Annotated in this window: 19 protein-coding genes and 2 tRNA genes; 11 read left to right on the top strand and 10 right to left on the bottom strand. The window is 61.5% G+C overall.

The features are described from left to right. Nucleotides 1-97: 97 nt before the first annotated feature. Entirely contained in the window at nt 98-736 is a 639-nt protein-coding gene (locus tag VOI21_RS22405; protein ID WP_323772192.1) for a 50S ribosomal protein L25/general stress protein Ctc, read from the top strand. Between the two features lie 139 nt (nt 737-875). Here the strand turns inward: VOI21_RS22405 and VOI21_RS22400 are convergent, their stop codons facing one another. Next, the gene (locus VOI21_RS22400; RefSeq protein WP_323772191.1) at nt 876-1,190 is read right to left on the bottom strand and encodes an antibiotic biosynthesis monooxygenase; all 315 of its coding nucleotides are present in this window, start codon (nt 1,188-1,190) and stop codon (nt 876-878) included. Nucleotides 1,191-1,260: 70 nt separating this feature from the next. Between VOI21_RS22400 and pth the strand changes: the two genes are divergently transcribed. The 3 genes from pth to VOI21_RS22385 are packed head-to-tail and all read left to right on the top strand — an operon-like array spanning nt 1,261 to nt 3,498. Continuing rightward, nucleotides 1,261-1,953 carry an aminoacyl-tRNA hydrolase gene (gene pth, locus VOI21_RS22395; RefSeq protein ID WP_323772190.1) on the top strand — a complete coding sequence of 231 codons (693 nt, stop codon included), beginning with the start codon at nt 1,261-1,263 and terminating at the stop codon, nt 1,951-1,953. Continuing rightward, nucleotides 1,950-3,101: a serine hydrolase gene (locus VOI21_RS22390; RefSeq protein ID WP_323772189.1), complete on the top strand. Its 1,152-nt coding sequence runs from the start codon at nt 1,950-1,952 to the stop codon at nt 3,099-3,101. The genes pth and VOI21_RS22390 overlap by 4 nt, the downstream gene beginning before the upstream one ends. Nucleotides 3,102-3,114: 13 nt before the next feature. Beyond that, nucleotides 3,115-3,498 (top strand): DUF2237 domain-containing protein, encoded by a 384-nt coding sequence (locus VOI21_RS22385; RefSeq protein ID WP_323772188.1) that lies wholly within the window; start codon nt 3,115-3,117, stop codon nt 3,496-3,498. 248 nt (nt 3,499-3,746) lie between these two features. Here VOI21_RS22385 and VOI21_RS22380 read toward each other — a convergent pair whose 3' ends face one another. The 9 genes from VOI21_RS22380 to VOI21_RS22340 form a co-directional block, all read right to left on the bottom strand. Continuing rightward, nucleotides 3,747-4,895, bottom strand: coding sequence for a slipin family protein (locus VOI21_RS22380; RefSeq protein ID WP_323772187.1), 1,149 nt, complete (start codon nt 4,893-4,895; stop codon nt 3,747-3,749). Nucleotides 4,896-5,281: 386 nt separating this feature from the next. Beyond that, nucleotides 5,282-5,357: transfer RNA gene (locus tag VOI21_RS22375), tRNA-Ser, on the bottom strand. Continuing rightward, nucleotides 5,355-5,428 (bottom strand) — tRNA-OTHER (locus VOI21_RS22370). Before VOI21_RS22370 ends, VOI21_RS22375 begins: the two co-directional genes overlap by 3 nt. A gap of 405 nt (nt 5,429-5,833) precedes the next feature. After that, nucleotides 5,834-7,078, bottom strand: a complete 1,245-nt coding sequence (trpB, locus tag VOI21_RS22365) for a tryptophan synthase subunit beta (protein WP_323772186.1) — start codon at nt 7,076-7,078, stop codon at nt 5,834-5,836. Nucleotides 7,079-7,199: 121 nt separating this feature from the next. Further along, the gene (locus VOI21_RS22360) at nt 7,200-8,177 is read right to left on the bottom strand and encodes a zinc-binding dehydrogenase (RefSeq protein ID WP_323772185.1); all 978 of its coding nucleotides are present in this window, start codon (nt 8,175-8,177) and stop codon (nt 7,200-7,202) included. A gap of 32 nt (nt 8,178-8,209) precedes the next feature. Beyond that, a complete protein-coding gene (locus VOI21_RS22355) occupies nt 8,210-8,791 on the bottom strand; it encodes a TetR/AcrR family transcriptional regulator (protein ID WP_323772184.1) in 582 nt (193 codons plus the stop codon). A gap of 74 nt (nt 8,792-8,865) precedes the next feature. Continuing rightward, the gene (locus VOI21_RS22350; protein WP_323772183.1) at nt 8,866-10,182 is read right to left on the bottom strand and encodes an MATE family efflux transporter; all 1,317 of its coding nucleotides are present in this window, start codon (nt 10,180-10,182) and stop codon (nt 8,866-8,868) included. A gap of 109 nt (nt 10,183-10,291) precedes the next feature. Beyond that, entirely contained in the window at nt 10,292-10,801 is a 510-nt protein-coding gene (locus tag VOI21_RS22345; RefSeq protein ID WP_323772182.1) for a PaaI family thioesterase, read from the bottom strand. After that, a complete protein-coding gene (locus tag VOI21_RS22340; RefSeq protein ID WP_323772181.1) occupies nt 10,801-11,223 on the bottom strand; it encodes a PaaI family thioesterase in 423 nt (140 codons plus the stop codon). The genes VOI21_RS22345 and VOI21_RS22340 overlap by 1 nt, the downstream gene beginning before the upstream one ends. Before the next feature lie 139 nt (nt 11,224-11,362). Here VOI21_RS22340 and VOI21_RS22335 point away from each other — a divergent pair, with 139 nt between their 5' ends. The 7 genes from VOI21_RS22335 (at nt 11,363) to VOI21_RS22305 (ending at nt 17,839) form a co-directional block, all read left to right on the top strand. Then, complete coding sequence (locus VOI21_RS22335; RefSeq protein WP_323772180.1) at nt 11,363-11,740, top strand: MerR family DNA-binding transcriptional regulator; 378 nt, start codon at nt 11,363-11,365, stop codon at nt 11,738-11,740. 247 nt (nt 11,741-11,987) lie between these two features. Then, complete coding sequence (locus tag VOI21_RS22330) at nt 11,988-12,389, top strand: MerR family transcriptional regulator (RefSeq protein ID WP_416358998.1); 402 nt, start codon at nt 11,988-11,990, stop codon at nt 12,387-12,389. A 36-nt stretch (nt 12,390-12,425) separates the two neighbouring features. Beyond that, nucleotides 12,426-14,207, top strand: a complete 1,782-nt coding sequence (locus VOI21_RS22325; protein WP_323772178.1) for an acyl-CoA dehydrogenase C-terminal domain-containing protein — start codon at nt 12,426-12,428, stop codon at nt 14,205-14,207. 81 nt (nt 14,208-14,288) lie between these two features. Further along, nucleotides 14,289-14,501, top strand: a complete 213-nt coding sequence (locus tag VOI21_RS22320; protein WP_323772177.1) for a hypothetical protein — start codon at nt 14,289-14,291, stop codon at nt 14,499-14,501. Nucleotides 14,502-14,511: 10 nt separating this feature from the next. Beyond that, nucleotides 14,512-15,651 (top strand): acyl-CoA dehydrogenase family protein, encoded by a 1,140-nt coding sequence (locus tag VOI21_RS22315; RefSeq protein WP_323772176.1) that lies wholly within the window; start codon nt 14,512-14,514, stop codon nt 15,649-15,651. Between the two features lie 322 nt (nt 15,652-15,973). Continuing rightward, nucleotides 15,974-16,612, top strand: a complete 639-nt coding sequence (locus tag VOI21_RS22310) for a glutathione S-transferase family protein (protein WP_323772175.1) — start codon at nt 15,974-15,976, stop codon at nt 16,610-16,612. A gap of 15 nt (nt 16,613-16,627) precedes the next feature. After that, nucleotides 16,628-17,839 (top strand): acetyl-CoA C-acetyltransferase, encoded by a 1,212-nt coding sequence (locus tag VOI21_RS22305; protein WP_323772174.1) that lies wholly within the window; start codon nt 16,628-16,630, stop codon nt 17,837-17,839. The last annotated feature ends 14 nt before the right edge of the window (nt 17,840-17,853 follow it).

The raw sequence follows: 17,853 nt of genomic DNA, 5'->3' as shown, positions 1-17,853 counted from the left end.
AAACCGCTTGCCTTGAAGGACGATCCGGTTTACCGGCACGTCTTCACGCGGGGTGACAGCCTTGGAGGCACCCTGCACAGATAGATGGAGAATTCAAATGGCTGGTGAGATTCCTGATCTCAAAGCTCTGGAACGGACGGGGACAGGCAAGGGCGCCGCTCGTCAGGCACGTCGCGACGGCATGGTTCCGGGGATCGTTTTCGGTGGTGAGAAAGACCCGCTGCCGATCAACCTCCCGTTCAACAAGCTGTTCCACCGCCTGAAGGCGGGCCGGTTCAAGTCGACGTTGTTCAACCTGCAGGTCGAAGGTCATGAGGACGTGCGCGTCATCTGCCGCGACGTACAGCGCGACGTGGTCAAGGACCTGCCGACGCATGTCGATTTCATGCGCCTGCGCCGCACCTCGAAGATCAACCTCTTCATCCCGGTCGAGTTCATCGGTGAAGAAGCTGCCCCCGGCATCAAGCGCGGCGGCATGCTGACCGTTGTGCGCCCCGAGGTGGAACTGATCGTGACCGCCGGCGACATCCCCGAGAAGGTCACCGTTGACCTGACCGGCATGGAAATTGGCGACATCGTGCACATCTCGGATGTGACCCTGCCCGAGGGTGCAAAGCCGACGATCGACCGCGACTTTGTGATCTGCAACATCTCTGCTCCGTCGGGTCTGACGGCTGCGGGCGATGACGATGACGCCGACGCGGAACAGGTCGAGACCGAGGCCGCAGAAGACTGAGGTCTTTTGCAACGTGATTTTGGAAACCCCCGCCTGTGTGCGGGGGTTTTTGTTGCGCACAGGGGGCGCTGCCCCCTCGGCCTGCGGCCTCACCCCCGGAGGTATTTTACCCAAGAAGAAGCGACTACCGGCGACCTGTTCAGGCGGTCAGAACCTGAACAGCCTCAAAGCATTCGAGTTCCGGCGATTCCAGATACATGTGGCCAGAGCTTTTGGCCCCGCCATGCGCGGCCCGAAATGCCTCTGACCGGGTCCAGCCCGCAAAGCTGTCTTTATCCTGCCAAACAGTGTGCGAGACATAAAGCACATGGTCCTCGCACTCTGGCCCCTTCATCAACGCAAAGCTGACAAAGCCGGGGACGGATTTGAGGTGACTGTCGCGGCGGGTCCAGAGGTCTTCGAACGCCTGCGCCTCTGACGTGACGACCTTGAAGCGATTCATAGTCAGGTACATCCTGCTCTCCCGTTGTGATATCCGTCCGCTCTGGCCTACATAGGGCGCAGCTACGGTTTTGGAGGGCAGAGTGCAGATATTCGTGGGTCTCGGCAATCCCGGTGCGAAATACGCCGGAAACCGGCACAACATCGGCTTTATGGCGCTGGACCGGATCGCCGAAGATCACGGGTTCGGACCATGGAAGGCGAAGTTTCAGGGGCAGTTAACCGAGGGGCGGCTGGGCCGCGAAAAGGTGCTGCTGCTGAAGCCGGAAACCTTCATGAACCTCTCCGGGCAATCAGTGGGTGAGGCGATGCGGTTCTACAAGCTGGAGCCGGGTGATGTGACCGTCTTTCACGACGAACTGGATCTGGCGCCCGGCAAGTGCAAGGTGAAAACGGGGGGCGGGCACGCGGGCCACAACGGGCTGCGTTCGATCCATGCCCATATCGGCGAGGCCTACCGGCGGGTGCGGTTGGGGATCGGCCATCCGGGGCGCAAGGAACTGGTGGCGGCCTATGTGCTGCACGATTTCCACAAGGCGGATCAGGATTGGCTGGACGATCTGCTGCGCGGCATGTCGGACGGCGCCGCGCATCTGGCCGAGGGTGATCCGGGCAAGTTCATGAATGCCGTTGCGCTGCGCACCGCGCCGCCGCGGTCCTCCAAGGCCGCCGCGAAACCAGCGGTCGAGACCGCCCCCAAACCGGTCCCAGAGGATAGCGCCAGCGTCGCTGACACCCGCAATCCGCTGCAACGGCTGGCGGACAAGTTCCGATGATCCGGCGGCGCGCCGCCGCGATGGGTCTGATCCTGCTGATCGGTGTGGCGGGTACGGGCTATGGCTATCGCGATGAGGTGCAACGCCTGCGCGCGACGATGACGCTGTTTGACGAAGGCGAAATCGTGGAGAATTTCAGCCATATGAACCGTCTGTTCGAAACGGTTCCGATCCCGGTCCAGACTCGCGCCACCCCCTTGCCCCGGAGGCCTGACATGACAATGCCGCCGGAGTGGCAAGACTGGCTGACCCGACGGGCCGTGACCAGCGTGATTGTCCTGAAGGACGGTGCGGTGCGTCATGAGAGCTATCATCTGGGGACCGGCCCGGACGACCTGCGCGTCTCATGGTCAATCGCGAAGTCCTATTTATCGTCGCTTTTCGGTATCTTGCTGGCGCAAGGTCATGTGGGCAGTCTGGACGATCCGGTGACGAAATACGCGCCCGGTCTGATGGGAAGCGCCTATGACGGCGCAACCATCCGCAACGTCCTGCAGATGTCCACCGGCGTTGTTTTCGATGAGGACTATCTGGATTTCTGGAGCGACATCAACAAGATGGGCCGCATCCTTGCGCTTGGCGGGTCGATGGACGGCTTTGCTGCAGGGTTGGATGCGCGTGATCAGCCGCCGGGTGGCGTCTGGCGCTACGTTTCCATCGACACACATGTGCTGTCGATGGTGGCGCGCGGAGCAACAGGGCGCGACCTGCCGGATCTGCTGACCGAATACTTGCTGGACCCCATGGGCGTCGAAGGTGAACCCTATTACCTCTCAGATGGTTACGGCGTGGCCTTCGCCCTGGGAGGTCTTAACATGGTGCTGCGCGATTACGCGCGGCTGGGCGAAGTATTTCGCGACGGCGGGCGCCTGAACGGCAGACAGATCGTGCCCGAAACATGGGTCATGGAGAGCACAGCCCCATCGGCCAAGACCGCACCGGGCAAATTGAAATACGGCTACCAGTGGTGGATGCCTTCGGATGCGCGCGAGGGCGAGTTCATGGCGCGTGGCATTTACGGCCAATACGTCTATGTTGATCGGCAGAGCGGTACGGTGGTCGCAATGACTGCGGCGGACCGGAGCTTTCGCAAGGCCGGGGCGTTTGACGATGCACTGCAGATGCTGCGCCGTCTGGCGGGCCAGTAAGGGGCGATCAGAGATGTTGAAAAAAGATCCGTCTTTCAACGTATTGGGCAGCTCTCTTGAGCCATGCTCACAAGTCCCGCTGACCGGGTTCTTTCGCGACGGTCACTGTAACACATGCGCCGAGGATCAGGGCAGTCACACGGTCTGCGCCGTCATGACAGCCGAATTTTTGGCCTATTCGAAATATGTTGGCAACGACCTGTCGACGCCACGGCCCGAGTTTGGCTTTTCCGGGCTGAAGCCGGGGGATCACTGGTGTCTTTGCGCGTCCCGCTTCCTGCAAGCGCATGACGAGGGCTGTGCCCCCAAGGTCAATCTGGCGGCCACCCATCACGCCGCGCTGGAGATTGTGCCATTGGCCGTTCTTGAAGGCCATGCGGACGCCTCAGAAGGCTGAAAATCTGGCTGATGGTCGAGAAACGGGGCGTGGACGTGCTTTTGCGTCCACTTTCGTCTCTGTGTGAGTGATGAGGAGCAGTTGATCGCCCGCGATTTTCTTTCAAATCCCGATCATAAACCCAAAATCCCAGCTTTTAGACTTGGTATTATTTCACATACACAATCAAGTCACAGCTTTACCCAGAATGATGATCAAGCCACGAAAATGGCCGCCCCGGTGTCCCGGAGCGGCCTCTGTCACGCGGATCAGTCGCGCAGGCGCGCGATGTCCTGCATAAGACCCTGCGTCCCGTTGTGGACGGTGAGGTGATCGACCTTGCCGGCAATCGCCTCCAGCGCCTCAAGCTCTTTGAGCCGGAGCATCACGGGATTGTCCTCCATGACCTTTGCGGTGTTCAGAAGCGACCGCATTGCGTTCGTTTCCTCGCGCCGTTGGATCACGTTGGCCTCGGCCTTTTTCTCGGCCTCGACCACGCGGTTGAGGATCTCGCGGATCTCACCCGGCAGGATCACGTCCTTGAGGGCGATCTCCTGCACATCGATCCCGATCGACGCCATCTCGGTCCGCAGGGTCTGACCTGCTTCCACGTCGATGGCCCCCTTTTCGGCAAGAAGCTGGTCCAGCGTCAGCGCGCCAAGGCGGCGGCGAAAGACCAGTTGCACCGCGCGGTGCAGCGCCTCTTCGAAGTCGGTCACCACGGTCACGGCCCGTTCCGGGTCCGTCACGCGGAAAACTGCCGTCAGGTTGACCCGGATCGTCACGCGGTCCTTGGTCAGGATCTCCTGCCCCGAAACCTCATGCGCACGCTGACGGGTATCCACCAGCTTGACAGTGGCACGAGGACCGGCAGACCAAAACGTGTGGACCCCGGGTTCCAGCCGACCGGCAAGAACCCCGTCGAGAAAGAGCATCCCGACATGCCCCTCTGCAACGTGCAGAGTGGTCATCGCACGGCTGAGGCCCGCCCGGTCCAGACGCCGCGCAAAACCGGCATCGACCCGAGGATTGGCCGCAAGGTCAAACCGTTCGACTGTGAACGGCCCCGCGTCAGTCCACCAGACCGCCCGGTCCTCGGGAAAGAGCACCTCTATCGGACGTCCGTCGCGCGAGACCACGGCAATCTCGCCGGTGTCCGTGCGCACCTCTGTCAGATGCCCTTCGGTCAGGTCAGGACGGCTGCGGAACAACGCCCGGTCAAAACCCGAGGTAAAGCGGAGACGATCGATGTTGTGGGTCTCACGCGTGCTTTTGGCACGCCGAACCCGGTGCTCACCGGGGCCAAGCAGCGCGTCAAAGCGCCCCTGAACCAGAACCAGCATCCGTTCGTTTTCGGACAGCGTGATGCGTTCACGTCCCGTGAATGCATCCATGAAAAAAGTCAGCACGTTTGTCATCTCAAGTCTCCTCTTCCGCGTGCCTATCGTCGTAGCAAAGCGATGTTCCTTTGTTTTGATCGGGTTGGAGGCAGAATTGCCCCACAGGTGTTAAAGTGGCGGGCCCGGAATGCCCCCGTGCCACACCTGCGGACGGGAGGCCGGTGAGAGGGGCGCGGAGCCCCGGCGTGCCCTCGATGCAAGCATCGAACAGCAGACCGGAACCCGGCGGAACCGTCATCCGACGCTCCGGCCAGCAGCCGGAGCAGGCAAGACCGGTGCCGCCCTCGTTGCGTTTCCGCGCAGAGATTGGCGTGGGTGATCCCTGCAAAGGACACCCCGGACCCTATGATTTGGACCGCTTGCGCGGACCGGCGTTTGAGGCCGGTGCCCTCCATGAAGGGCTTTGGGTCAAATGGCAGGAATCGAACCTGCGACACTTCGATTAGCAGTCGAATGCTCTACCTGTTGAGCTACATTTGGAGACACAGGAGGGAATTGAACCCCCGACACACAGGCAAAGGCCTGCCGCTCTACCGCTGAGCTACAATGTCGTCCCGACCGCCCGAACAGGCCCTGACATACAGAAACGGCAGCGCCGACTGCACCGGGGGAGTGATCACCTCCACCCGCAAGGGTCCGGTCCATTGGAGCCGGGAGTGCTGGATAGCCGCGAAGGCCTGACTCGCTCCAGTATGGAATTCCGGGCCTGTGCGTGCCGTGACGCAAGCGCAACAATATTGCGCCAACGCGCAATTAATGGAAAGCGCAGGCCAGTGGTTGCGGCTTTTCCTGAGGGGCAAAGCGATTGCGAAATTGCGGATATTGCGGATTTTTTCGCAGGCTTGGGTGGGTGTTGGGGCCGGGTTGCCCTGTGCCCACTCATCCCTCACATGGTAAACGGCCCCGACGTGTCGGGTGTCCGGGCCGTACCAATCGTCAGCGGACCAAACGCGGCGTCAGCCCGCGTTGCGCCCTTCGGTGGCGGACATATCAACGCCAAGGTGTTTGGCCACGGTAAAGATGTCCTTGTCGCCCCGGCCACACATGTTCATGCAGATGATGTGGTCCTTGGGCAGGTCCGGCGCGATCTTGGCGACATGAGCCAGCGCGTGGCTGGGTTCCAGCGCGGGAATGATCCCTTCGGTCTCACAGCACAGCTGGAAGGCGGCAAGCGCCTCTTTGTCCGTGATCGAGACGTATTGCGCGCGACCGACATCATGCAGCCAACTGTGTTCGGGTCCGATGCCGGGATAGTCGAGGCCAGCGGAGATTGAAAAGCCTTCGAGGATCTGACCGTCGTCGTCCTGCAACAGATAGGTGCGGTTGCCGTGCAGCACGCCGGGACGCCCACCAGTCAAAGAGGCGCAATGCTCCATCTTGTCGTTGACGCCCTTGCCGCCCGCCTCAACCCCGATGATCGAAACATCTTTGTCGTCGAGGAAAGGAAAGAACAGGCCCATCGCGTTGGACCCGCCACCAATGGCGGCTACCAGCGTATCGGGGTTGCGGCCTTCGGCCTCCAGCATCTGCTCCTTGGCTTCCTTGCCGATGATCGACTGGAAATCGCGGACCATGGCCGGATAGGGGTGCGGCCCTGCGACGGTGCCGATGCAGTAGAACGTGTCGCGCACGTTGGTCACCCAGTCGCGCAGCGCGTCGTTCATTGCGTCTTTGAGCGTACCACGGCCAGAGGTTACCGGGACAACCTCTGCGCCCAACAGTTTCATCCGGAAGACGTTCGGGGCTTGGCGTTCGACGTCATGCGCGCCCATGTAGACCACGCATTTCAGGCCGAACTTGGCGCAGACGGTCGCGGTGGCGACGCCATGCTGACCCGCGCCGGTTTCTGCGATGATGCGGGTCTTGCCCATGCGGCGGGCCAGGATGATCTGGCCCAGGACGTTGTTGATCTTGTGCGCGCCGGTGTGGTTCAGTTCATCCCGCTTCATATAGACCTTGGCGCCGCCAAGCCGTTCGGTCAGGCGTTCGGCAAAGTACAAAGGCGAGGGGCGGCCAACGTAGTGTTTCCAGAGGAAATCCATTTCCGCCCAGAAACTATCGTCGGTCTTGGCCTTCTCGTATTCCTCTTCCAACGAGAGGATCAGCGGCATCAGCGTTTCCGAGACGAAGCGGCCACCGAAGATGCCAAAGCGGCCCTTCTCATCGGGACCATTCATGAAGCTGTTTACGAGATCGTCCATTTCGCCACTCCTCTGTCTGGCCGTCTGAATAGGGCATTTGGTGCCCCCGTGACCAGAGGCAAACCCAATGAAAAGCGCCCCCAGATTGGCTCTGGGGGCGCAAGGTGTGAAATTGGTCAGGTCAGGCCCGGAACATGACCTTGCCCTTGCGGCCCGGAGTGCGGGCGGCGGCGGCGGCCTCTTGCCCCTGATCAAGGGTAAAGGTCTGGTCCACGGTCAATGGCAATTTGCCTTGGACGGCGAGTGTCACCAGTTCCGTCATCAGGCGAGTGCGGTCATCAGCGGGCATTTCCTCGATGACTTTCTTGCCCCAGAACCCCTTGAGCGTGATGTGCTTGAAGATGATCGGCCCGGTTTCGAGTTCCAGAGGCGCGCCTGTGGCGGTGCCAAAGGTGACCAACAGGCCCTCTTGTCCCAGCAGCTCGACCAGATTTGCGCCCATCTCACCCCCGACAGAATCCACGGCGGCGCGTGCCCCGTCCGGGCCAAGGATCGCCTTTGCCGCCTCGATCCAACCGTCGTCTTCGGTCGACAGCACGTTGTCGATGCCCAGGTCTGTCAGTTCGGCCTTGGCTGCTGCACGACGGACGAGGCTGAGAACCTTGACGCCCCGCGCCTCTGCTAGCTTAGCTAGGATCTTGCCCACGGCACCGTTGGCGGCGGTCTGTACGATCCAGTCGCCCGGTTCGACGTGCAGGAATTCCAGCAGGGCTATGGCCGAAAAGGGCATGGCCACCAGTTGTGCGCCCGCCTCATCCGAAATCGCGTCAGGCAGTGGAATGATGCCCGCTGCGGGGGCGGTGAAGTATTCGGCCCAAGTGCCCATTGCCCCGGCAGAGGTGACGCGCTTGCCCTTCAGGTCTTCTGGCACGCCATCGCCCAACGCCTCGATCACGCCGACGGCCTCGGTTCCGCCGGTGGCAGGCAGATCGGGTTTCACGCCGTAATTGCCTTGCACTGTCCAAAGGTCATGGTTGTGTATGGTCGACAGGATGGTGCGGATCAACACCTGCCCCTTGCCGGGTTTGGGTGTGTCGATCTCGGCGGTTTTCACAACCTCGGCGGGGTCGCCGAATGTCTCGTGGATCACGGCTTTCATCGTGGTGTTCCTTATCTAGAGTGTATGGATGTTCAGGATTTCAAACGCGCGCGGGCGTCGTTCGTTGCATCGCACAGAGCGGCATCATTGCGCGAAATCCGGGTCAGGATTGCCGCGCCCAGTAGGGACGCGTAGATGCGGCGGGCCTCGGATAGTGGATCAGCAAGGGTGCGCAAGCTGCCATCCTCGGCCCCCTGCCCCAAGAGGTCGGCAAGACGGCCAATGAATTGCTGCACGCCCCGGTCCATCGCCGCGCGCATGGCCTCGGACAGGTCGGACACTTCAGCCCCCAGTTTGACCACAAGGCAGCGTTCGGCCAGCCCAGCGGTCGCAGCGTCCGACCTCCAAGCGCCAAAGAAGCGGTCGAGTTTGTCCGCCCCCGTTCCCGCCCCTTCAATCAGTGCGTCAAGCCGGGTGATGTACCCTTCGGCATAGACCTCAATCGCAGCGCGGCCGAAATCTTCCTTGGACTCGAACCAATGATAGAACGACCCCTTGGGCACCCCTGCCGCCTTAAGCAGGGTCGAGAGGCCCAATCCTGCAAAGCCAGACGTCAACATCAGTGCCTGACCGGCATCAAGGATCGTCTGGCGGGTATTTGGCGTCTCTGTCATGAGGAGCAGTTAGGAATGATTAGACCGGTCGTCTAGTTCTCTTTCATAGACTTACCCTGCGCCTCGCGTCTTTGTTACTGCATTGCCCGTTCCAGAGACGGATACCGCAGACCCAGCGTCACGCCACGCGCGATAAAGGCGATCATCAGCGCGGCCCACATGCCGTGCGGCCCCCAGAGCGGGATCAGCACCGTGGCCGCAGCGAAGTAGATTAAGACCGAGACCGCCATCATGTTGCGCATGTCGCGAGTCCGCGTTGCCCCGATAAAGATACCGTCCAGCATCCAGGCCGGCAGGCCAAGGACCGGTGCCAGCACGATCCACGGCAAGAACTGCCGCGCAGCCTGCTGCACTTCCGGGTCTTTGGTAATCGCGTCGATGATCCCCCCGCCCAGCAAGGCGAAAGTCAGCGCGAAGGCAAAGTTCGACAGGAATCCCCAGAGGCTGGTCAGCCAGACAGCGCGGCGCATCCGGTCCAGCGCGCGGGCTCCGAACGCCTGCCCCACCATCGCCTCGGCGGCAAAGGCGAAACCGTCCAACGCATAGGCCATGATTTCGATGAAGTGCAGAAGAACATGGCTTGCCGCCAAAACCACCACCCCGAATCCGGCGCTGTAGTAGAAGATGAACGACAGCAGCACCGCCTCGAGCATGAGCGAGCGCAGGAGGATATCGCTGTTGACCACCGCCATGACGCGCAGGCGGGCGCGGTCAAAAACCCGCGGCCAGTCGCGCCATGCCGGGTTGGCAAAAGCCCCCCGGCAGAGCCAGAGGCCAAGGGCCAAGCCGGTCCAGTCGGCGCAGACCGTCGCCCATGCAAGGCCCGGCACTCCAAGGTCCCAGCCCACCACGAACAGCAGGTTAAGCGCGATGTTCAGGCTGACGATCCAGATCTGTAGCGCCAGCATCGAGCGCGTGCGCTCTTGCGCGCCGAGCCAGCCATTGATGCCAAAGATCGCCACGGCCGCCGGGGCCGACAGGATGCGGATGTCCATGTAGTCGCGGGCAAGGGTTTTTACCTCATCGGCGGCCGGGGAATAGGCAAACCCCAGATCGGCAATCGGCCCCATGAGCGGGATCAGTAACAGCCCCCCTGCCCCGCCGATCATCAGCGCGCGGGTCAGCAGTGCCGCGACCTCTGCCCGGTCGCCGGCACCATGCGCCTGCGCGGTCATGCCCGCCGTACCCATCCGCAGGAACCCGAAGACCCAGAGAAGGGTCGACAACAGCGCGGCACCTATCGCGACGGCGGCAATGGGTGTCGCGTCGGGGATCTGGCCGATCACAGCGGTGTCGGCCACGCCCTGCAACGGCACCGTCATGTTCGCCAGCACGATGGGAACGGCGATCCGCAGGACACGGGCGTGGGTGATGGGCTCTGCTGTGGTCATGGCAATTCAATTGTCGAAAAACGCGATGTAGACAAAGCTGCATCGCCAGAAAGGATATGTACCGGGTATGTCAGGCTTTCCGGATCGGCAAGAGCCGCAACCGGTCCGTTCAGTCGTCTCGGCGCGGCATCAGGAAATGCGCCGTCGCCTCGGCGATGGGGCGGTCACGATTGTCTTGCCATGCCTCGGCCTGCACGCTGGCATAGCGCCGCCCTGACCGAGTCACACGGGCGCGGGCATAGGCGTCACGCGGCAGCCCCGTGCGCAGATAGTCGACGGTAAAGTCGATGGTCTTCGGCAGGCGGGGCAGCGCGCCGCGCGCCATTTCGTCGGGATCAAGCGTTCCGGACTCGATATCCTGCCAAAGATAGCTCCAGCTTAGCGTGACCATGGCCGTCATCTCAAGAAAGGCGGCGGTCACCCCACCGTGGATCGCGGGCAGGAATGGGTTGCCGATCAGCTTTTCGTCATAGGACAGAATTGCGGTGAGCTCATCGCCACGGCGGTCAAAGCTCACCCCGAGATACTGCATGTAAGGCACGCCCGACACCAGCGCCGACAACGCGGCGTCACGACGCTGCTTGATGATCTGGACGGGTTCAGGAGGGGTGTGCGCCATCATTTGCCCTCCACGGTGAATGTGCCGGCTGCCGTCGCCACCGGGCGTTCTGGGTCTTCGTCCATGGCGGTCGCGCGGACAAAGGCGACCGAGCGGGTGATGTGATAGCATTCGGCACGCGCCGTGATGGTCTGCCCCGGCGTGGCGGGCCGCATGTAGTCCAGCCGCAGGTCGATGGTCGCCGTGCCGGCGGGCGATTGCGGGTGGCTCATGACCGCCGCACCGCTGCACGTGTCCATCAGGGCCGAAACCGCGCCGCCATGGATCACGCCGGTTTCGGGGTCACCGATAAAGCGGGCGTCGTAGGGCAGGCGAATCTCTGCCAGCCCGTCGCCGATTTCGGTGATTTCCATGCCCAGCGCACGGCAATGCGGTATGGAATCGATGAACTGACGGGCAATGCGGGCCTTGTCTGCGGTCATTGGGGGTTCTCCTTGGGATCTTTATGGGCGCGCGGGTGGAGGGCTGCAAGCGATCCGGGATCGGGGTGCGCACTGACGTCGGGTTGTCTCGGGGGCAGCTGCGGCCTAGGTTTCACCGTGGACGATGGGGAGACAGGTGATGAGCGACACGCGTCTGACGTTCAAGGAAATGTGCGCAAAGTTCGACGTCACGCCGCGAACCTTGCGCTATTACGAATATATTGAGCTTCTGACCCCCGAGCGGGATGGCCGGTCGCGCCACTACGGCCCGCGCGAGATTGCGCGGATGACGCTGATTCTGCGCGGCCGAAAATTTGGTTTCCAACTCGAAGATATTCGCCAGTGGCTGCTGATCTACGAACACGAAGGCACCGAGGCGCAAATGCGGGCATGGATCGCCATGGCAGACCGGCAACTTGCCCATCTCGAAGACGAGCGGCGCCAACTTGACGAAGCAATGAACGAATTAAAAGCACTGCGTGACGAGACTGACCAAACGTTGAACGGTGCCGGTTGACACCTGATTGACGCTTTGGTCGCAGTCACGCCAAACCGCCTAAGCCATTCGCTGCGCAGAAATTTTACCCGTTGGTAAAAATATTGCGCAAAGCAGCACTTGACCTTGCCTTATCTTACGTCAAGCCGTGAGTGACGCAGCGTATGAGTTACGTCAACGCGAATTCCCATTGTAAGAAGGGAGCGCAACCTGCACCTCCTCTCCGTGACACTGATGTGACGGACATGGAGAACCGGGGATGCGAGACATGACAGATGGGCAACTGATGACGATCCGGGAAATGTGCGACACGTTCGAGGTGACCCCTCGAACCTTGCGCTTTTATGAGCAGAAGGAGCTGCTCTTCCCGATACGCGAAGGCCAGAAACGGCTGTTTACCCGGCGCGACCGGGCCCGGCTAAAGCTGATCTTGCGCGGCAAGCGGTTTGGTTTCAGCCTTGAGGAAATCAGGCAACTGCTTGACCTCTACCATGTGGGCGACCGGCAGCAGACGCAGCTGGAAGCGGCCTACGGGGTGGCGAAAAACCGGTTGGCGGACCTGATCCGGCAGCGGGACGATCTGAACACCGCGATCGGTGAGTTGCAGGACCAGATGAAATGGGGCGAGCGGATGCTGGCCTCAATTGAGCAGAAGCGCGCGGCCCGGTAAACAGGGGGTCGCGGGCAGGACTTTAGGGAGAGAGACATGCCCAGCTACACGGCGCCAACCCAAGACCAGATGTTCATCCTCGACGATGTTCTGAAGATCAGCACGCAGGATATCCCCGGATACGAAGACTTGGACCGCGAAACACTCGACGCGATCCTCGGCGAGGCGGCCAAATTGGCCGAGAACGTGCTGGCCCCGTTGAATCAGGTTGGCGACACCGAGGGCTGTGTCCTTGAAAACGGTGTGGTGCGCACGCCGAAAGGGTTCCTTGAGGCCTTCGACCAGATGCGCGAAGGCGGTTGGACGGCACTGGACTGCGACCCGGAGTATGGTGGCCAGGGTCTCCCCTATGTGTTGGCCACTGCGGTGGGCGAACAATTCTCCGCCGCCAACATGGCCTTCAACATGTATCCCGGCCTGACCCACGGCGCCTATTCGGCGATCCACGCGCATGGGTCCGATGAGCAGAAGGCGATGTACCTGCCCAAGATGGTGACCTGTGAATGGACCGGCACCATGAACCTGACCGAGCCGCACTGCGGCACCGATCTGGGCCTGATGCGCACCAAGGCCGTCCCGCAGGACGATGGCAGCTACAAAGTCACCGGACAGAAGATCTTTATCTCTGCCGGTGACCACGACATGAGCCAGAACGTGATCCATCTGGTTCTGGCCAAGATCCCCGGCGGCCCCGAGGGTATCAAGGGCGTCTCCCTGTTCATCGTGCCCAAGTTCATCGTCGATGCCGATGGCAATCCTGGCGCGCGCAATGGCGTCTCGGTCGGCAAGATCGAGGAAAAGATGGGCATCCACGGCAATTCGACCTGCGTCATGGATTACGACGAGGCGACGGGCTATTTGTTGGGCGACGAGCACAAGGGCATGCGCGCCATGTTCACCATGATGAACGAGGCCCGCGTCGGTGTCGGTCTTCAAGGCTATGCTCAGGCCGAAGTCGCCTATCAGAACGCCGTTGAATACGCCAAGGACCGTCTGCAGGGGCGCGACGTGACCGGTGTAAAGAACCCGGATGGCCCCGCCGATCCGCTGATCGTGCACCCCGATATCCGCCGCAACCTGATGGATCAGAAAAGCTTTGTCGAAGCGGCCCGCGCTTTTGTTTTTTGGGGCGCGTCGATGATCGACCGCGCGCACAAGACAGACGATGCCGCCGCCGACGGCCTGATTTCCCTGCTGACCCCGATCGTCAAAGGCTTTCTGACCGACAAGGGCTTCGAGATGGCCACTGCCGCGCAGCAGGTCTATGGCGGCCACGGCTACATCGAGGAATGGGGCATGTCGCAGTTCGCCCGCGACGCCCGCATTGCCATGATCTACGAAGGTGCAAATGGCGTGCAGGCGCTGGACCTCGTGGGCCGCAAGCTGGCGCAGGATGGCGGCAAACACGTCATGGCCTTCTTTGACATGGTCAAAAGCTTTGCCTCTGAACACAAAGGTCAGGACGAGGATTTCGATAAACACTTCCTCGACCCGCTCAAGGCGGCCTCCAAGGATCTGCAGGCGGCGGGCATGTATTTCATGCAGAACGGCATGAAGAACCCGAACAACGCGCTGTCCGGCTCTTACGACTTCATGCACCTCTTCGGGCATGTGTGCCTTGGGCTGATGTGGTCGAAAATGGCATGGACCGCAAAGGCCAAGCTGGCCGCAGGTGGGGGCGATGCGGACTTCTACGCCACCAAGATCGCGACCGGGCGTTACTACATGGCGCGCCAGTTGCCGATGACCGGCACCCACCTCAAGCGGATCGAGAGTGGCGCAGAGACGGTCATGGCGCTTGAGGCGGACGCGTTCTGAGGCAAAGGTATGCGCGGTGGGATGTCCCCGCCGCCCCATCGCCGGGCGACCCGCCCGGCACACCCAGCCTCGGAGGAGCCCATGCCAAAACGATTTCGCCTGACTCGCCGCTTTCCGGTCGCGATGACCGAAGACGGCTATCGCAAGCTCAAACGTTTTGCCCACGAGGCGGGGCTGGACGAAGGTGAGGCTTTGTCTTTCCTCTTTGAACACTTCGACAGCGTGACCGACACCGATGCGCTGGCGCACCGGTTGCGGCTGTTCAATGCCGATCTGGACGAACGCAAGACATAACGGGGACCCCATGCCGCAAAACTGGATGACCGACGAACACGCCATGCTGGCCGAGATGACGGCGAAGTTCATCGAAACCGAATGGCAGCCGCTCTATGACAAATGGCGCAAGCAGGGCCAGATGGACCGCGAAACATGGGCACAGGCAGGTGAACTGGGCCTGCTCTGTCCCTCGATTCCAGAGGAATACGGCGGCGCGGGCGGCGATTTCGGCCATGAGGCGGTAATCCTGATAGAGGCCGGGCGCGCCAATCTGGCCAGCTGGGGTCACGGCATTCACTCTGGCATCGTCGCGCACTACATCCTGTCCTACGGCACCGAGGAGCAAAAAGCGCGCTGGCTGCCCAAGATGGTGACTGGTGAGCTGGTGGGCGCATTGGCGATGACAGAACCCTCGGGCGGGTCGGATGTGCAGCGGCTAAAGACCAAGGCTGTGAAAGAGGGCAACGCCTACCGGCTGAGCGGGCAAAAGACCTTTATCACCAATGGGCAACACGCGAACTTGATCATCGTGGCGGCCAAGACCGATCCCAAGGAAGGCTCCAAAGGCATGTCGCTGATGGTGGTCGAAACCGAAGGCGCGGCAGGGTTCAGCCGAGGTCGCAACCTCGACAAGATCGGCTGCCACGCGGCCGACACATCCGAGCTGTTCTTCGACAATGTTGAAATACCGCCGGAAAACCTGCTGGGCGGTGCCGAGGGGCAAGGGTTCTACCAGATGATGCAGCAACTCCCGCAGGAGCGATTGATCATCGCCTGCGGCGCGGTGGGCGCGATGGAAGGCGCGGTGGACCGCACGGTTCGCTATTGCAAGGAACGCGAAGCCTTTGGTGGCCCGCTTACCCAGTTCCAGAACACCCGTTTCAAGCTGGCGGAATGTCAGACCAAGACGACGGTCTCGCGCGCCTTCCTCGATGCCTGCATGGCCGAGCATCTGGAAGGCAAACTGAGCGTCGAAAAGGCGGCTATGGCGAAATACTGGCTGAGCGACACGCAAGGCGAGGTTCTGGATGAATGCGTCCAGCTGCATGGCGGTTATGGCTTTATGCAGGAATACGCCGTGGCCGAAATGTGGGCCGATGCCCGGGTTCAACGCATCTACGGCGGCACGAACGAGATCATGAAAGAACTGATCGCGCGCGCGCTCTAGGTCAGCGCGGCGTGGTGAAGGAGGATATGAGTATTTTGACCAAGAAGAAGCAGGAAGGCCGCGTATCGGACCCATACATCCGGGCTGCAATCGGCCTCCCCGCGGTGCCCGATCCTTTGGCTAGAAGCGGGACTTCTCCTTGGGCGGTCATCGGCTCTCCAGCCTGTACCGCACAACAAGACTAGGCGCGTTAACCTTAACGCTCGGTTACTGGCGGAAGCGTCTTTCAGCTTCTTCTTGGTGAAAATACCTCCACGGGGGCGCGGGGGTGTGAAACCCCCGCTCTGTCGGGAAAAACAGGCGCGACGGGAGGCGCTGCGCGATGACCATGAAACTCTATTGCTTTGGCGAGTCGGGACATTCTTACAAGGCGGCACTGGCGCTGGAACTGGCCGGGCTGGACTGGGAGCCGGTGAAGGTCGATTTCTTTAACGGTGAGACCCGGTCCGATCCATATCGGCAGGACGTCAACGAGATGGGTGAATGCCCGGTGCTGGAGGATGGCGACATCCGGCTCAGCCAGTCCGGCGTGATCCAGCAGTACCTGTCCCAGACCTACGGACATTTCGGCGGAGCGACCAACGCCGAAGAGCGCGAGGTTCTGCGCTGGATACTCTGGGACAATCATAAGCTGTCATCAATGGCAGGCATGACGCGGTTCCTGATGAACTTCCTGCCCAAGGAGAAACAACCCGCAGAGGTGATCGGTTTCATGCAGGGGCGGCTCAAAAGCGCCTATGGCATTCTCGACGCACACCTATCGAACCGGACGTGGATCGTTGGGGATGCGCCTACAAATGCGGACCTGACCTGCTGCGGCTATCTCTTTTACCCCGAACCCTTTGGTTTTGACCGCAGCGATTGGCCCGCGATCGACCGGTGGCTGAAAAATATCGAGGGGCTGCCCCGTTGGAAAGCACCCTATGAGCTGATGCCCGGATCCCCTGCGGATCGGGCCTGAAGAAAAGGATATCACATGACCGAAGCCTATATCTACGACGCCGTCCGCACCCCGCGCGGCAAGGGCCGCAAGGATGGCAGCCTGCACGAAGTCACCTCGCTGCGCCTTTCGGCACAGGTCTTGAACGCCGTGAAGGACCGCAACGGCCTTGATGGTCACGCCGTCGAGGACGTGATCTGGGGAAACGTCACCCAAGTCGGCGAACAGGGCGGTTGCCTTGCGCGGTCTGCCGTATTGGCGAGCGACCTTGACGAGAGCATCCCCGGCCTTGCGATCAACCGTTTCTGCGCCTCGGGTCTGGAGGCGGTGAACCTGGCCGCGAACCAGGTCAAGGGCGGTGCCGGTCAGGCCTATATCGCCGGCGGGGTCGAAATGATGGGCCGCGTGGCCATGGGCAGCGACGGCGCGGCCATCGCGGTCGATCCGTCGATCGCCATGGACAGCTATTTCGTCCCGCAGGGCATCTCGGCCGATATCATCGCAACCGAATACGGCTTTTCGCGTGATGATGCTGACGGTCTGGCTGTCGAAAGCCAAAAGCGGGCCGCCGCGGCTTGGGCGGACAAGCGGTTCGAAAAGTCGCTCATCACCGTGCGCGACGTGAACGGCCTTCCGATCCTCGACCATGACGAATACATGCGGCCGGGCACCGACATGCAGACGCTGGGCGCGCTCAAGCCGTCGTTCAAGGATATGGGCGAGGTCATGCCGGGTTTTGATGCCATCGCGCTGATGAAGTACCCGCATCTGGAGCGGATCAACCACATTCACCATGCCGGCAACAGCTCTGGCATCGTGGACGGATCGGCCGCCATGCTGATCGGCAACAAGGAGTTCGGCGAGAAATACGGACTGAAGCCGCGTGCGCGTATCCGGGCGACCTGCAAAATCGGCACCGATCCAACCATCATGTTGACCGGCCCGGTCCCCGCGACACAGAAAATCCTCAAGGACAGCGGCATGTCGATCAGCGACATCGACCTGTTTGAGGTCAATGAGGCCTTTGCCTCGGTTGTGCTGCGCTTCATGCAGGCCTTTGACGTGGACGACAGCAAGGTCAACGTGAACGGCGGTTCCATCGCCATGGGCCACCCTTTGGGCGCGACAGGCGCGATCATCCTTGGCACCATGCTGGATGAGTTGGAGCGGACCGGTAAAGGCACCGGCCTGGCCACGCTCTGCATCGCGTCGGGCATGGGTGCCGCGACGATCATCGAGAGGGTGTAACTCCGGTGCCGATG

The sequence above is a fragment of the Antarctobacter sp. genome, from assembly GCF_034670325.1.
Taxonomy (GTDB): Bacteria; Pseudomonadota; Alphaproteobacteria; order Rhodobacterales; family Rhodobacteraceae; genus Antarctobacter.
This window is presented reverse-complemented; position numbering and strand designations above follow the sequence as displayed.

Excerpts from the sequence above, each read along its gene's own strand:
- VOI21_RS22405 (WP_323772192.1), top strand. The coding sequence starts at position 98 with ATGGCTGGTGAGATTCCTGATCTCAAAGCTCTGGAACGGACGGGGACA.
- VOI21_RS22335 (WP_323772180.1), top strand. The coding sequence starts at position 11,363 with ATGAGCGACACGCGTCTGACGTTCAAGGAAATGTGCGCAAAGTTCGAC.
- VOI21_RS22385 (WP_323772188.1), top strand. The coding sequence starts at position 3,115 with ATGTTGAAAAAAGATCCGTCTTTCAACGTATTGGGCAGCTCTCTTGAG.
- VOI21_RS22325 (WP_323772178.1), top strand. The coding sequence starts at position 12,426 with ATGCCCAGCTACACGGCGCCAACCCAAGACCAGATGTTCATCCTCGAC.
- VOI21_RS22330 (WP_416358998.1), top strand. The coding sequence starts at position 11,988 with ATGACAGATGGGCAACTGATGACGATCCGGGAAATGTGCGACACGTTC.
- VOI21_RS22310 (WP_323772175.1), top strand. The coding sequence starts at position 15,974 with ATGACCATGAAACTCTATTGCTTTGGCGAGTCGGGACATTCTTACAAG.
- VOI21_RS22340 (WP_323772181.1), bottom strand. The coding sequence starts at position 11,223 with ATGACCGCAGACAAGGCCCGCATTGCCCGTCAGTTCATCGATTCCATA.
- VOI21_RS22360 (WP_323772185.1), bottom strand. The coding sequence starts at position 8,177 with ATGAAAGCCGTGATCCACGAGACATTCGGCGACCCCGCCGAGGTTGTG.
- VOI21_RS22350 (WP_323772183.1), bottom strand. The coding sequence starts at position 10,182 with ATGACCACAGCAGAGCCCATCACCCACGCCCGTGTCCTGCGGATCGCC.
- VOI21_RS22315 (WP_323772176.1), top strand. The coding sequence starts at position 14,512 with ATGCCGCAAAACTGGATGACCGACGAACACGCCATGCTGGCCGAGATG.
- VOI21_RS22380 (WP_323772187.1), bottom strand. The coding sequence starts at position 4,895 with ATGACAAACGTGCTGACTTTTTTCATGGATGCATTCACGGGACGTGAA.
- VOI21_RS22320 (WP_323772177.1), top strand. The coding sequence starts at position 14,289 with ATGCCAAAACGATTTCGCCTGACTCGCCGCTTTCCGGTCGCGATGACC.
- trpB (WP_323772186.1), bottom strand. The coding sequence starts at position 7,078 with ATGGACGATCTCGTAAACAGCTTCATGAATGGTCCCGATGAGAAGGGC.
- VOI21_RS22305 (WP_323772174.1), top strand. The coding sequence starts at position 16,628 with ATGACCGAAGCCTATATCTACGACGCCGTCCGCACCCCGCGCGGCAAG.
- VOI21_RS22355 (WP_323772184.1), bottom strand. The coding sequence starts at position 8,791 with ATGACAGAGACGCCAAATACCCGCCAGACGATCCTTGATGCCGGTCAG.
- VOI21_RS22400 (WP_323772191.1), bottom strand. The coding sequence starts at position 1,190 with ATGTACCTGACTATGAATCGCTTCAAGGTCGTCACGTCAGAGGCGCAG.
- VOI21_RS22390 (WP_323772189.1), top strand. The coding sequence starts at position 1,950 with ATGATCCGGCGGCGCGCCGCCGCGATGGGTCTGATCCTGCTGATCGGT.
- VOI21_RS22345 (WP_323772182.1), bottom strand. The coding sequence starts at position 10,801 with ATGGCGCACACCCCTCCTGAACCCGTCCAGATCATCAAGCAGCGTCGT.